The organism is Zobellia sp. B3R18 (genome assembly GCF_018860715.1).
GTDB classification, from domain to species: Bacteria; Bacteroidota; Bacteroidia; order Flavobacteriales; family Flavobacteriaceae; genus Zobellia; species Zobellia russellii.
Genome location: NZ_JAHKQG010000010.1, coordinates 44,878 through 58,514 on the forward strand (window position 1 = coordinate 44,878; position 13,637 = coordinate 58,514).

At 38.3% G+C, this 13,637-nt stretch carries 14 protein-coding genes; 8 read left to right on the top strand and 6 right to left on the bottom strand.

All coding sequences use genetic code 11. From position 1 onward, the window contains the following. The first annotated feature begins 25 nt into the window (after window positions 1-25). Window positions 26-1,102, top strand: coding sequence for a peptide chain release factor 1 (gene prfA, locus KO513_RS05505; protein ID WP_215441404.1), 1,077 nt, complete (start codon window positions 26-28; stop codon window positions 1,100-1,102). Window positions 1,103-1,147: 45 nt separating this feature from the next. After that, the gene (pyrF, locus tag KO513_RS05510; RefSeq protein ID WP_215912614.1) at window positions 1,148-1,957 is read left to right on the top strand and encodes an orotidine-5'-phosphate decarboxylase; all 810 of its coding nucleotides are present in this window, start codon (window positions 1,148-1,150) and stop codon (window positions 1,955-1,957) included. 12 nt (window positions 1,958-1,969) lie between these two features. On the opposite strand, the gene KO513_RS05515 is transcribed toward pyrF, so the two are convergent. Beyond that, window positions 1,970-2,200, bottom strand: coding sequence for a hypothetical protein (locus KO513_RS05515; RefSeq protein ID WP_289041435.1), 231 nt, complete (start codon window positions 2,198-2,200; stop codon window positions 1,970-1,972). 352 nt (window positions 2,201-2,552) lie between these two features. On the opposite strand from KO513_RS05515, the gene KO513_RS05520 reads away from it, so the two are divergent. Beyond that, a complete protein-coding gene (locus tag KO513_RS05520) occupies window positions 2,553-3,341 on the top strand; it encodes an alpha/beta fold hydrolase (RefSeq protein ID WP_215912615.1) in 789 nt (262 codons plus the stop codon). 263 nt (window positions 3,342-3,604) lie between these two features. On the opposite strand, the gene KO513_RS05525 is transcribed toward KO513_RS05520, so the two are convergent. The 3 genes from KO513_RS05525 to KO513_RS05535 form a co-directional block, all read right to left on the bottom strand. Then, window positions 3,605-4,309: a DUF4197 domain-containing protein gene (locus KO513_RS05525; RefSeq protein WP_215441410.1), complete on the bottom strand. Its 705-nt coding sequence runs from the start codon at window positions 4,307-4,309 to the stop codon at window positions 3,605-3,607. Window positions 4,310-4,413: 104 nt separating this feature from the next. Further along, window positions 4,414-5,265 (bottom strand): formyltetrahydrofolate deformylase, encoded by an 852-nt coding sequence (gene purU, locus KO513_RS05530; RefSeq protein ID WP_215441412.1) that lies wholly within the window; start codon window positions 5,263-5,265, stop codon window positions 4,414-4,416. Between the two features lie 89 nt (window positions 5,266-5,354). Then, complete coding sequence (locus KO513_RS05535; RefSeq protein ID WP_215441414.1) at window positions 5,355-5,768, bottom strand: hypothetical protein; 414 nt, start codon at window positions 5,766-5,768, stop codon at window positions 5,355-5,357. A 127-nt stretch (window positions 5,769-5,895) separates the two neighbouring features. On the opposite strand from KO513_RS05535, the gene KO513_RS05540 reads away from it, so the two are divergent. From KO513_RS05540 to KO513_RS05555, 4 genes are all read left to right on the top strand, one after another. After that, the gene (locus tag KO513_RS05540; RefSeq protein WP_215441416.1) at window positions 5,896-6,342 is read left to right on the top strand and encodes an Lrp/AsnC family transcriptional regulator; all 447 of its coding nucleotides are present in this window, start codon (window positions 5,896-5,898) and stop codon (window positions 6,340-6,342) included. 115 nt (window positions 6,343-6,457) lie between these two features. Further along, window positions 6,458-8,527, top strand: a complete 2,070-nt coding sequence (locus tag KO513_RS05545; RefSeq protein ID WP_215912616.1) for a T9SS type B sorting domain-containing protein — start codon at window positions 6,458-6,460, stop codon at window positions 8,525-8,527. A 127-nt stretch (window positions 8,528-8,654) separates the two neighbouring features. Next, entirely contained in the window at window positions 8,655-9,479 is an 825-nt protein-coding gene (locus KO513_RS05550; protein WP_215912617.1) for a mechanosensitive ion channel family protein, read from the top strand. A gap of 89 nt (window positions 9,480-9,568) precedes the next feature. Continuing rightward, complete coding sequence (locus KO513_RS05555; protein WP_215912618.1) at window positions 9,569-10,981, top strand: alpha/beta hydrolase; 1,413 nt, start codon at window positions 9,569-9,571, stop codon at window positions 10,979-10,981. 2 nt (window positions 10,982-10,983) lie between these two features. On the opposite strand, the gene KO513_RS05560 is transcribed toward KO513_RS05555, so the two are convergent. Continuing rightward, on the bottom strand, window positions 10,984-11,724 hold the full coding sequence (locus KO513_RS05560) for a DJ-1/PfpI family protein (RefSeq protein WP_215912619.1): 741 nt from the start codon (window positions 11,722-11,724) through the stop codon (window positions 10,984-10,986). 83 nt (window positions 11,725-11,807) lie between these two features. Between KO513_RS05560 and KO513_RS05565 the strand changes: the two genes are divergently transcribed. Then, window positions 11,808-12,458 (top strand): DUF1684 domain-containing protein, encoded by a 651-nt coding sequence (locus KO513_RS05565; RefSeq protein ID WP_215912620.1) that lies wholly within the window; start codon window positions 11,808-11,810, stop codon window positions 12,456-12,458. A gap of 77 nt (window positions 12,459-12,535) precedes the next feature. On the opposite strand, the gene KO513_RS05570 is transcribed toward KO513_RS05565, so the two are convergent. Continuing rightward, window positions 12,536-13,600 carry a porin gene (locus KO513_RS05570; RefSeq protein WP_215912621.1) on the bottom strand — a complete coding sequence of 355 codons (1,065 nt, stop codon included), beginning with the start codon at window positions 13,598-13,600 and terminating at the stop codon, window positions 12,536-12,538. Window positions 13,601-13,637: the final 37 nt, after the last annotated feature.

Genomic DNA, 13,637 nt, shown 5'->3' on the forward strand with positions numbered 1-13,637 from the left:
TTCGCAGCACAAGTGATGTAAGATAATGATAGATAAACTCAATATTGTTAAACAGCGTTTTGATGAGGTTTCTGACCTAATTATTCAACCGGATATTATTTCCGATCAGAAGCGCTATGTAGAATTGACTAAAGAATATTCAGACCTGAAGGAACTGGTCGGTAAGCGGGAGCAGTACGTAGAGCTTATGGACAATATTCAGGAGGCTGAGGAAATAATAGCGGACGGTAGTGATGCGGAAATGGTGGAAATGGCCAAAATGCAGCTAGAAGAAGCAAAAGGAAACCTGCCCCAGCTAGAGGAGGAAATAAAATTGATGCTTATACCTAAGGATCCAGAGGATGCCAAAGATGTGGTAGTGGAGATAAGGGCAGGAACCGGTGGCGATGAAGCCAGTATCTTTGCTGGAGATTTGTTCCGTATGTACACCAAATATTGTGAGAACAGGGGTTGGAAGACCAATGTTATTGATTTAAGTGAAGGTACAAGCGGCGGTTATAAGGAAATTCAGTTTGAGGTAACCGGGAAAGATGTTTACGGGACACTTAAGTTTGAGGCGGGCGTTCACCGTGTACAGCGTGTGCCCCAGACCGAGACCCAGGGTAGGGTGCATACCAGTGCCGCAACGGTAATGGTTTTACCAGAGGCGGAAGATTTTGATGTACAAATAGATCCTAAGGATGTACGGATAGATTTTTTCTGTTCTTCAGGGCCTGGTGGGCAGTCTGTAAACACCACATATTCGGCGGTGCGTTTAACACACATTCCTACCGGATTGGTGGCGCAATGTCAAGATCAGAAATCGCAGCATAAAAACAAGGATAAAGCTTTTAGAGTACTGCGTTCACGTCTTTATGACCTTGAACTGGCCAAAAAGCAAGAAGAAGATGCGGCAAAACGTAATTCCCAGGTAAGTAGTGGAGACCGTTCGGCAAAGATTAGAACGTATAACTATCCGCAAGGACGGGTTACTGATCACCGTATTGGTTTAACTCTCTATGATCTGCAAAATATAATTGATGGTGATATCCAGAAAATCATTGATGAACTTAGTTTTGTAGAAAATACCGAAAAACTAAAAGAAGCTTCCGAAATTTTCTAAGCCTCTTTATTCTTGAAAACTCTAATATAATAGCGTAGCGTTTCTATGACTACAGAACAACTTGTTGCCCAGATTAGAAAAAAAAAGTCGTTTTTATGTATTGGTCTTGATACCGATCTAGAGAAAATTCCGCCTCATTTACTTGAAGAAGAAGACCCGATATTTGCTTTTAACAAGGCGATTATAGATGCTACGCATGATATTTGTGTCTCCTATAAACCCAACATTGCTTTTTACGAAGCCTATGGTATAAAGGGGTGGCAGGCGTTAGAGAAAACAATAACTTATATCAATGCCAATTATCCGGAAATATTTACCATAGCAGATGCTAAAAGAGGAGATATAGGAAACACATCAACACGTTATGCCAAGGCATTTTTTGAGGACTTGGAGTTTGATTCGGTTACTATAGCTCCGTATATGGGAAAGGATTCCGTTGAGCCATTTTTGGCTTTTAAGGATAAGCATACCATACTATTGGCGTTGACCTCTAATGTGGGCGCTTTTGATTTTCAAACGAAGCTGGTAGAGGGTAAGGAATTGTATAAAACCGTACTTGAAACCTCAAAAACGTACAGCAATGCTGAAAATTTGATGTACGTAGTAGGGGCTACCAAAGCCGAATACTTGAAAGATATCCGAAAAATTATTCCTGAAAGCTTTTTGTTGGTGCCAGGTGTTGGCGCACAAGGGGGCAGTCTAAAGGAGGTCTGTGAAAATGGAATGAGTGAAAATGTAGGTCTTCTAATAAATTCTTCAAGAGGTATAATATATGCCTCAACGGGTTCGGATTTTGCGGACGCAGCAAGGCAGAAAGCTTTGGAACTACAACGCCAAATGGCCGAACTTTTATAATTTACGAAGAAATTACTTCATCATATTTTCTAGAACCCTTTGGATTTTTTCAGCTTTTTGCTCAAAAAATTCTACCAATTTGGCATCGGTATACTTCATGTCGCTAGCCTTGTTCAAAAAGGTCTGATACTGGTACTCTAAAAGTGAAATCGCGTTTCTGTTTGAAGCGATTGGAGTAACTGTTCCTACTTTGCAATATTGATTTTCCATAGTCTTAAATTCCTTTATTACAAATATACGCACGTAAATCATCTTTGGATCTCGATAATCGCTGTAGATAGCAAAAATTAAGTTGAATTGATGATTTATTAACAGTTACCAAATACAATGGTTGCGAATCTGTTTTAAGTCTTGTTAATAACTCATTTTTCCTTGCGGATATGTGATTTATTTTTTTGTTAAAACGATAAGATATTAACAATGGGCATCAGGGTTTGCAGTCGACTGTAAACCAGATTCTTAAGTTTTTTACGTTTTTCTTGAATTTTTCGTTTTTTCATGTCTTTGTGAATTATATTTTTTACTCAATTCTAAAATGGATCAAAAGATTTAATACATTACAAGATTCCCTAATGGGAGAAAACGAGAGAACACTTTGTTGAATTATGTAACATATCTAAACCAAGAATCGGATTCTTGGGTAACCTTTGTACATGGAGCTGGGGGCAGTTCTTCTATTTGGTACAAACAGCTAAGGGAGTTTAAAAAGCACTTTAATGTATTGCTTTTGGACCTTAGGGGGCATGGTGATTCCCAACCTGGTCTTAAGGACGCCTTTAACGATAAGTATACTTTTGATTACATTACGGAAGATATATTGGAGGTGCTTGATTTTCTTGAAATCCAAAAATCGCATTTCATTGGTATTTCATTAGGTACGGTACTGATAAGGAACTTGGCGGAAAAATATCCGGGACGTGTAGAGAGTATGGTGTTGGGCGGTGCAATTATTCGGTTAGATATGCGCTTTAGACTTCTAATGGGCTTTGGAGGCTTATTTAAATCACTGGTACCTTATATATGGTTGTACAAGCTTTTTACTTTTGCGATTATGCCAGATGGCAATCATAAAGAGTCTAGGTTGCTTTTTGTAAGGGAGGCCAAACGAATGTACCAAAAGGAATTTGTAAGATGGTACAAAATGGGTTCGCAAATCAATAGACTCTTACGTTTTTTTAGAGCTGGAGATATCAATATCCCCACATTATATGTTATGGGAGGTGAAGATTACCTTTTTCTTCCTTCCGTTAAGAAAATGGTTCAAAAACAATCTCAATCCAGTTTGTTGACTATTGAGCACTGTGGTCATGTGGTAAACGTGGAGCAACCACAACTTTTCAATCGTTTTGTAATAGACTTTGTTGCAGACGTAAATAGAGGTTAGTTTAGCAAATTGTAGTTCAATACTGTCATTAGGAACTATAAGAATTTGCTGATAGTATTTTGATTAATAGAATAAAAAAAACCGGTGCTCCCACCGGTTTTAAACTAACTAACTCAAAAAATTACTAACTCAAAAAATTCAGTATTTTAATATATAATTTTTACAATCAACAAGGTTGGTAAAGTTGTAATTTGTAAAGACTACTTATGAATTTAACGGGTTAATTTTCAAGTTATTGTAGGGTTTATGTAAAATATTATGCTTTAATCTTGGAGGCTAAAAACACGCCTTAAAAGGTCCGTTGTTCTAGAGGTGGCATTGTTCCTTATTTCCTTTTCTTCTACAGCTATCATGGTATAAACACCATTAAGTGCTTCTTGGGTAACATAATCCGTTAGGTCAGGATTTACTTTCTTTGTTAACGGTATGTTGTTGTATTTGGTAATAAGGTTGCTCCAAATTTTATCGGCCCCTACTTTGCTAAAGGAATTCTTGATAACGGGATTAAATTTAGCGTAAAGTTGTGTTTGCGTAGCTGAGGTTAAATATTGTGTGGCTGCATTGTCGCTTCCCAATAAAATGTTTTTTGCATCGCTAAAAGTTATGCCTTTTACGGCATCAACAAAAATAGGGGTGGCTTCACCAACCGCATCTTCTGCGGCTCTGTTCAACACCTTTAACCCTTCATCTGCCAGACTTCCTAGTCCAATATCACGTAACGTCTTATCTACTTTTTGAAGTTCTTCGGGTAACAGAATTTTTACAGCTTCATTTTTTAAAAAACCATCTTCTTGGGTTAGTTTGCTTACTTGACTTTGAATGCCTTTGTCTAAAGCTTGTCTAAGGCCAGCGGCAATTTGGTCGTTACCTAATGCCGTTTCACCCTGAGGTAGTTGGTTTACCACCTGTTGTAGTTCGTGACATGAGGTTAGGCTCAGAGCAAAAAATAGTATAATTAGTTTTTTCATAGCTTTAATTTTTGATTTTTGCTGCAGTAAAGAGATAGAGGAAACACAACCCTTTATAGTAATGGCTGTTATAGATTTGTTATAAGATGTTCTTTAAATATATACTACGAAAAAATCACGGTCTTATTGTTGTAGACCATAGTCTTTCTAAGAATATGTAGTTTAACAGCTCTAGAAAGCACAATTTTTTCTAAATCACGCCCTTTGGCAATGAAATCTTTAATGCTGTGCGCATGGGTTACCGTAGTAACGTCTTGTTCTATTATTGGGCCGGCATCCAGTTCTTCCGTAACATAATGGCTTGTGGCTCCAATAATCTTTACACCCCGTTTAAAAGCGGCATGATACGGTTTGGCACCGGCAAACGCAGGTAGGAACGAATGGTGAATGTTAATGATGCGGTTGGGGAAATTGCTTATGATTTTAGGACTTACAATCTGCATGTACCTAGCTAGAACTATAAAATCTACTTGATGCTCTTTCAGCAGTTCCAGTTGCTTTGTTTCTGCCTGTTCCTTGGTTTCCTTGGTTACCGGTATGTGGTAATAGGGAATGTTAAACTGGTCAGCAATAGGTTTAAGGTCTGGATGGTTGCTAATAATGAAGGGAATTTCAACTTCAAGCTCACTAGAGTTAAATCTACTTAAAAGGTCATAAAGACAATGGTTGTATTTGGAAACAAAAATGGCCATCCTCGGTTTTACCCCACCTTCATGCATGCTCCATTGCATTTGGTACCTATCTGCAAGTTCTTTCTGAAACTCTTGTTTAAAGGTTTCGGTAGCAAATGAGGGGTCTTCAAAATCACTGTCCAAGCGCATGAAAAATACGTTGGCCTCCTTATCAACATGTTGGTCAAGATAAACGATGTTCCCTTTATGTTGGTGGATAAAGTTGGTGGTGGTACTTATAATCCCTGCTTGGTCAGGACAATGAATAAGAATAGTTGTTTTCAAAATCGATAATTTAAAATCCAAAATTAGAACTTTAAACTTACAATTTTAGTATGTTATAAAATTTAAAACAAAAATGAGGGGGAAGGTTTTCAATTAAAATAATTGGCACCTCCGTCCGGAAAAGAACTGCGCCATTTTTTAAATGACCGTCTAAAGCTCTTTATTTCGGTTCTTAAGAGGTTCAGGTACTCTTTTTCTTTTACGCCATCTTTTTCCAGGCCATTGCAATATGAGTTAATGTTGCGTATCATTATATTAATGAAACTGGCACTTTTCATACGCTCTATATGACAACCGCTAATTTCTGCGGAAGCAATTTTTTTTGGAATAAGAATAGCATCCGTTAATAGGGAATCTGCAATGCTATCTCTATGGCTATTAGATTGGTAGAGGTTAAGAAGGTCTTTGTTCAAAGAAACGTACGAAGCAATTTCCCTGCTCATATGGCAGAGTTCCAAGGCTTTTTTATAGACCGGTAAGGCGCGAAGGTTCTTGTAAGACATTTTTTCTTTAACTACCAATTTGGATTAATAAAGTTACGGCCAGATTTCAAGTTTTGTCTTTAGAATCAAAAGCTATTTTGTAATTTAGCTTTGGATAACAATCTATTTTTAAATTTTAGTTTCGATAATGAATATAGATGATTTAAACTGGAAAATACTCAAAAGACTTCAGGCAAACGCTCGCGAAACCTTTGCGGATATTGGTAGGCATGTAGGGCTTACGGCTCCCGCTGTGGCGGAGCGTATAAAAAAAATGGAGGATCTTGGAATTATTGAAGGCTATAACACCAAAGTCTCGCATGCAAAGACAGGTCATCATCTAAAAGCTATTATAACCTTGAGGGCTTTTATGGGGAAACTAAAACCTTTTTTGGAAACGGTAAAAACTTACAAAGAGGTGGTAAACTGTTATCGCATAACCGGAAACGAGAATATAGTTATGGAGGTGGTTTTAAAGGACCAATTTCATTTAGAGCGGTTCATAGATAAACTTATTCAATATGGAGAAACACGTACCCATATTATTTTGTCCAACGTGGTGTCAAGTGCTCCCATAGGCAAGAATACATTTTAATATAGTTTAAGCAATTAACTATTACCTAACAGCTATATTAAAAATAAGTGCCTAGAACTAGTAAAGAGTTTCTTATATTTAGCATTCCGGTTTTTTCGGAATTACGCTATAGAAAATGAAAACATTAGGATTTTTGCTAGTGCTACTATCGTCTTATGGGCTAATGGGCCAGATTAAGGTAGATGATACCGGTTATTCGGTAGAAGAATTGGTGAAAAACGTACTGATTAACAGTAATTGTGCGGAAACGGGTAATTACACGTCAAAGACAGGTCTAGCCGAGGGTCTAAATGGTATAGGATATTTTGAGGCAAATGGTTCCGATTTTCCGTATGAAGAGGGTATTGTATTAAGTACGGGGAAGGCCAAGTTTGCCGAGGGTCCTAATGACAACATTCATGATGCAGGTAGCGAGCAGTGGCCTGGTGATGCCGATTTGAAATCCATAACAGGCTCCGATATACTTTTCAATGCTTCTTACCTACAGTTCGATTTTGTTCCGCATACCAATCATATCAGCTTTAATTTTTTATTCGCCTCGGAAGAATATCAAGAAAACTATCAATGTACTTTTGGAGATGTTTTTGCTTTTATCCTAACGGATTCAAAAGGGGTGTCTACAAATTTGGCGGTATTGCCCAATAATAAACTACCGGTAAGTGTAACTTCTATACGTCCTGGTGTTGATGGGGAGTGCGGAGGAAAAAACATCGCCCACTTTGATAAAATAAATGGCGAAGATTCAGCTATTTCCTTTCATGGCCAAACTACAAGTTTAACCGCAGAATCTCCCGTAGTTCCCGGAAGTTCATATACTATTAAGTTGGTAATTGCTGATAATAGGGATTCTAAGGTAGATTCGGCCGTTTTTTTGGAGGCAGGAAGTTTTTCTTTGGGGTATGATTTAGGCGGGGACAGGACCGTAGAAAGTGGTAATCCTGCATGTATAGATGAAGTTATTGAATTAGACGCCACTGTAGAAGGGGTTACGGATTACAAATGGTATAAAGATGATGTTGAAATTGTGGATTGGTCAGGAACTGCTACTGTTAATGTAACCGAGAGTGGAGATTACCGCGTAGAACTGGTTTTTTCTGAATCTTGCGTGGCTTCTGGAACCTTAAAAGCAGAGTTTATTCCGGCTCCCGTTATTACGGAAGCACCAGCGGATTTAGTTTTTTGCGATATTGATGATGCTTCTGGAGAGGTGATAGATCTTACAGTTAATAGTCAACCTATGGTAGGTGGGCAAGATACCAACATTTATCAGGTTACGTATTATTCAACTCTAAAGGATGCAGAGGAGTTTAAAAATGCTATTGAAGCCCCAGAAACTTATGAGTTGGTAGATGAGTCCCAGACTATTTTTGCAAGAATATCTTCCGGGAGCAGTTGTTATAAAATTGCCTCTTTTGAGATTAATTTGCTCGGACTTAATTTTCAATCGGAACTTGAGGAAGAGTATGTTCTTTGTTTGGATGCCGAAGGTGAAACATTAGACCCGTTACCTGTTTTAAATACGGGACTTTCCGCTTCGGCCTATAGGTTTGCCTGGTATAAAGACACTATTTCTGCCGATAATTTAATAACCGGGGCAACGGATGCTTTTTACACAGCAAATGAGGAAGGAAATTATGTGGTGCAGCTTCAAAATATTGAATTGGGTTGTGAGTTTTCTATAGCTACTCAAGTAGTTAGCTCCCAACAACCCGAAGTTTTTGAAGTGGTCTTTGTTTCAGATCCTTTTACAGATAATAATACGGTAGACCTCATGGCGGAAGGAAACGGAAGTTACCTTTACAGTGTTGATGGTTTTGATTTTGTGTCGGATAATAGGTTTGAAAACCTAAGTCCAGGAGAGCATACGGCCTATGTGACGGACATTCATAATTGCAGTACGTTGTCCGAAGAATTCACTGTAGTAGATTTTCCTAGATTTTTCACCCCCAATGGAGACGGTGTTAATGATGTTTGGACCATTACAGGTTTTTCTCAAATAGAGAATCCGGATGTTAGTATTTTCAACCAGTATGGTAGGTTGTTGTATCAGTTAAACGGAAACATGGGCTGGGATGGGACTTTTAATGGGCAGGCGGTTCCGTCTAGCGATTATTGGTTTAAAGTGGAATACACAAAAGATGGGGTTCGGAAAGAATTTAAGAGTCACTTTTCTTTAAAAAGGTAATAGGGTGACCCTTTGTTAGGTGTGAAGACTCCCCTTTAGATACCATTTTTAAATTTTTTCAGTATCCAGTGTGTAAAAAACACAAACTTTCTATAGAAGAACGCTCTCTAATTGTTAATTTTAATTCATGGATTTGGATAAATTGAATGAGTACGCTCAAATTGCAATAGATAAAGCGGTTTTTTATATACCTCGCATTTTCTTAGCAGGGCTGATTTTATGGATTGGTTTTAAGATAGCCAAGAAAGTAGTAGAGCTCGTAAGGAAAGCCCTGGAAAAAACTGGGTTTTCGGAAACCCTCCGTCCATTTTTGTCTTCAATTGTAGGGGTGCTGCTAAAAGGTACGGTTCTGTTTATTATAGCAACCGTTCTGGGAGCGGACCTTACAGGTCTTTTTGCTATATTGGCGGCAGCAGCTTTTGCGGTAGGGATGGCATTGCAGGGGAGCTTAGGTAACTTTGCTTCCGGTATTTTAATTTTAACGCTTAAGCCTTTTAAGGTATCGGATTGGATTCAAGTAGACGATAAGTTTGGCCGGGTAGTGGAAATAGGCATTTTTAGTACGGATGTGCTCACTCCTGGTAATAAAATATTGATTATTCCCAACTCTATGATTACTGAATCCGTAGTGACCAATTATTCGGAAAAAGGAATGATCAGGTTGGAGTTAGAGGTTACCATGCCCTATGAAGAGAGCTTTCCTAAAGTAAAAAAGGTTTTGGAGAATGCCCTACAAGAAGTTTCAAAAATTCTACCTGAACCTGCACCGGAAATAGGAATCTTGGATTTTGATTCGCATAATGTGCAATTGATCGTAAGGCCGTTTGTGTTGCCAGATGATTTTTGGGAAGTAACGTTTAATGCCAATAAAGCCATTAAAAAGGCCTTTAGCGAACATGATGTTAAAGTGGCTTACTCGGAAGGTGTGGAAATAGGAAAAATAGGGGAGTAGCCTTGAATTAATTTTTTACTGCCCGCTCACGTTAAGCAAAAATCTATGAATGTCTGTCTTTTGGCTAGATTTTTGATGATTCAATTTTTATGAAAAGAATACTATTGTTACTGGCCTTTAGTGCTATGTTTATTGGTTCTGCCCAAAATATCACCTTAAAAAAAGGCGTGGTAATAGATTCCCTGGCAGTTAATGATACAATTCCGGAAACCTTCTCTTTGTACCTGCCAAAAAAGTTTGACGTTTCAAAAACATGGCCAGTGGTGTTTGTTTTTGATATGAACGGCAGGGGTAGACAGGCTTTGGCCATGTTCAGTGCTGCTGCGGAAGAACAAGGTTATGTTCTTGCGGCGTCTAATAATGTTAGTGATACCTTATCTATTTCAAAGAACATTTTGGTTACCAGTAGAATGTTAAATACGGTAGCCACTATGTTGCCCATTAGAAAGAACGGTATATATACTGGAGGTTTCTCCGCGGGTGGCCGTTTTTCTACTTTGGTCCCCACGTTCATAAAAGGTGTTGAGGGGGTAATTGCTTGTGGAGCTGCAGTAGCTAACGTTGAGGTGCTTACCAGTAGAAATCCGTTTCATTTTATAGGTATAGTGGGGGATGAGGATTTCAGTTATTCTGAAATGCTATCCGTAGAAAAAATCTTGAGTAAGATGAAGTTTCCTAATCAGGTATTGGTTTTTGAGGGAGGTCACCAATGGCCAAGTACAAAAGAACTTGGTTCTGCTCTCAAAATTCTGACCTTGGCGGCTATGGCAAAAGGTAGGACTCCTAAAGATGAAGCTTATATAGATGAGAGTTATAATGCGGATTTACTAAAGGTAAATAAATTATATACTACTAATAAACCTTTGTTAGCAGATGGTTGGTTAGAGGAAATGACGGAAATGTACCAACCTTTTGTCTCTTTAGATTCTATAAAGAACAGTAGAAAGACGCTTAGAAAAAGCAGGCTGTTCAGAAATCAAAATAGGGCGCAGAATTCAATTTTTTTAAAGGAAAGTTTTCTTAAGGACGAGTTTAACTATTACCTTGAAGAAGATATCCTAACCTATAACTACAACAATTTGGGGTGGTGGAAGTATCAGATGGAAGAACTTCAGAAATTTCAGAAAAATCCAAATATACTGCAGCAAAAAATGGGGAAACGATTGGAAGGCTATGTAAAAGCGTTGGTTTCCGATAATGTAGATATATTAAGTGCGGAGAGTCCTATTGATGGCGAAGCACTTAACTTTTTATGGATGTTAAAGACCGTAATTGAGCCGGATAATTTTGAGAGCTACTTGAAAATTATATCCTATACAGCTAAAACCGATGATTATGGAACGGCGCTTTTCTATTTGGAAGAACTTTTAAAAAGAGGGTATACCAACCGTGGTGAGCTCTACGCTCTGGAAAATACGGCCTTATTACGTATAACGCCAGAGTTTAATGAGTTGGTAGAGAAGTATTTAAAAGAAGCTAGGTATTCTATTTTTGAAGAGTAACCTTATGGGGTTATTTTAAGATGAGGAACCTCGTTTAAATCCCAATTTATGACCAAGCCTTGAGCTAAAGCATCCGTAACCTCTTTTCCGTATAAATACTCGCATAAATAAAGTGCGGCTTCAAAGCTTTTTGCGCCTCCTGCAGAAGTAATGTACTTTCCATCATGAACAAATAGAACACTGTCCGCAACTTTAAGAGAGGGAAACATTTCTTTGTAAGCTTCAATATCACTGGGAAAGGTGGTTGAGGTTTTTCCTTTCAGTATACCGGCTTTGGCTAAAACAAAAGCGCCATCGCAATGGCTGGTCATGAATAAAGCAGAGCTGTCTATTTTTCGTACAAAATTCAACATTACGGTATCTCTTAGGTCCGTATCTAAATGGTGTTCTGCGCTCGGTACTACCAAAATATCTATTGGGGGCAATTGATCCGTGGTATAGTCAAAATCCGGTAGTAGGCGTATACCTTCAAAAGTGGTAACGGGTTCTAAGGTGTTGGCTACGGTAAAAGTGTTCATAGCTTTTATATTTTTTCTGAATTTGGTATGCTGAAAAATATCGAACGGAGCGGTTAATTCAGTGTTGAAAGTGCCGTTCATGATTAGAAAAGCTACGTTATAGCAATCGGGTAATATTTCGGGTATAACTCTTTCCGTTTCGACTTTTATTTTGACTTCTTTTTTGGGTGAGTTGCACGAGAAAAACAAGGTTAGGGCGAGTAGGATGGTGTAAAGTGCTTTCATTTTATTCATTTGGGTTGCAATGTACAACCGGTTCGATTAGGTTAATTACTTAATGTTGTATTTTTGTTGCAAAAATTAAGTTTATGAGAATTCTTGTTTTATTTTTTTTCTTTATGATTATAGGTTGCAAGACCGATAAAAAGTATCATGATGCACCTGAGAAAAAAGAGGTGGTTCTTGAAACCGATGCCTTGCAGGCTATTTTGGATCATCAGAAAAAATTGAATGAGGAATTTAAGGATCCGGAAACATCGCCCTTACCAGACCGTTACCGAAAAGACTTTGAAGCATTGGATTTCTTTGCTCCCGACACCAATTATGTAGTAACCGCCAAGTTTGTACGTACACCTGAGGCGTTGCCATTTTTAATGCCCAGCACTACTGGTGAGGCATCTGAAGAAACCGTTTACGGTATTGCCCATTTTACATTAAATGGAAAGAACCGACAGCTAGAGGTGTATCAAAACAAAGAACTAATGCAGCAGGAAAAGTATAGGGATTATCTCTTTTTGCCTTTTACGGATAATACTAATGGAGAGCAGACGTACACAGGCGGGAGATATATAGATCTTTCAATACCTGATGGTGATACTATAGTTATTGATTTCAATAAGTCCTATAATCCGTATTGTGCCTATAATAAAAAGTTTTCCTGCCCTATTGTGCCCAGTGTGAATAATTTGGATACCGAGATTCGTGCCGGGGTAAAAGCTTTCGAACCTAATAAAAAATAAAGACCCCAACGTTAAACGTCAGGGCCTTTACTTGAATTAGCTTTAAATTATAAACACTTAACCGTTATAATTCTTTTTTAGAAAGAGTAGACCGCAGCCAACACGAAAGAAGAAAGACCTCCAATTGGGTTTCCATCATTGTCAATGAATACTTCTTCTGAAGCACTGTCTAATCTTAATTCTGGCTTGATGATCAAGTCACCAATAGTTGCGCTACCGGTAAGGGTTACAGCAAATACACTTGCATCGCCATCAGCATCTGATCCACCAACTGCTCCAAAGGAATCGGTTTCAGCAAAATATTCACCTCTTAAGCCTATTGAGAAGGTATCGGAAGTTGCTAACTGTGGGTAAACTGCAACACCTGCAAAGCTACCAATACCGTCATCTTCGTCACCATCAAAATAAGCAGCGTTCAGTCCTAGGAAGAAAGTGTCAGAAAGGTCAAAACCACCTGTGAAATCTACTTCATAAGAACCGTTATCAATTAAAAGGTTCAAATATTGACCGCTGTAGCCTAATTGAGCTCCCCAAGCGTACTGTCCTGTTGGGTTGAACTCTGTAAGGTCAGTTGGGTTCATTACCGCTAACATTAAGCTGAAATCATCAGATAAAGCAAAATCTGCTTTAAGACCGGTATGTGAAAACGGACCGTAAGAGAACAAGTAAGATGTGCTGTAGTTAAAGTTGGCAACCGGAGAGATAACCTCGTAACCTAAGAAGGTGTTAAAGTTACCAAAGGTTAATGTTACGGCATCACTTACATTCCAGTAAGCATACAATTGGTTAACAATGTTTCCTGTAGAAGAATACATTGGCGATGCAAAAATGGCATCCGTTCCTCTAGGACCAAAAACCAAATCGGCAACAAAACCTACTTTTTCACCTTCGTAAGCACCAATAACATTGGCCATACCTAAGGCAAATCCTGGTAGGTTAGCGAATGAGCTTCCTGGAGCTGGAGCATCTTCTCCGTTAGGTGCATTTAAATTTGCTCTATAATACGCATCAACAGAACCACTGAAAGAAAATTTTGGCTTTGATTCTTCTTCCTCTTGTGCAACAACCGCTGTTGCAGAGAAAAGTAGTATTGCTAGGAAAAATAGATTTTTTACGTATTTTGTATTTGTAATCGCTTTCATCTGAATTTTGTTTAGTTATCCCTGTGTGGAATGATTA

Bases quoted from the DNA above. Each gene is read 5' to 3' on its own strand.
- prfA (WP_215441404.1), top strand. From the start codon at position 26: ATGATAGATAAACTCAATATTGTTAAACAGCGTTTTGATGAGGTTTCT.
- pyrF (WP_215912614.1), top strand. From the start codon at position 1,148: ATGACTACAGAACAACTTGTTGCCCAGATTAGAAAAAAAAAGTCGTTT.
- KO513_RS05525 (WP_215441410.1), bottom strand. From the start codon at position 4,309: ATGAAAAAACTAATTATACTATTTTTTGCTCTGAGCCTAACCTCATGT.
- KO513_RS05535 (WP_215441414.1), bottom strand. From the start codon at position 5,768: ATGTCTTACAAGAACCTTCGCGCCTTACCGGTCTATAAAAAAGCCTTG.
- KO513_RS05540 (WP_215441416.1), top strand. From the start codon at position 5,896: ATGAATATAGATGATTTAAACTGGAAAATACTCAAAAGACTTCAGGCA.
- KO513_RS05545 (WP_215912616.1), top strand. From the start codon at position 6,458: ATGAAAACATTAGGATTTTTGCTAGTGCTACTATCGTCTTATGGGCTA.
- KO513_RS05550 (WP_215912617.1), top strand. From the start codon at position 8,655: ATGGATTTGGATAAATTGAATGAGTACGCTCAAATTGCAATAGATAAA.
- KO513_RS05555 (WP_215912618.1), top strand. From the start codon at position 9,569: ATGAAAAGAATACTATTGTTACTGGCCTTTAGTGCTATGTTTATTGGT.
- KO513_RS05560 (WP_215912619.1), bottom strand. From the start codon at position 11,724: ATGAAAGCACTTTACACCATCCTACTCGCCCTAACCTTGTTTTTCTCG.
- KO513_RS05565 (WP_215912620.1), top strand. From the start codon at position 11,808: ATGAGAATTCTTGTTTTATTTTTTTTCTTTATGATTATAGGTTGCAAG.
- KO513_RS05570 (WP_215912621.1), bottom strand. From the start codon at position 13,600: ATGAAAGCGATTACAAATACAAAATACGTAAAAAATCTATTTTTCCTA.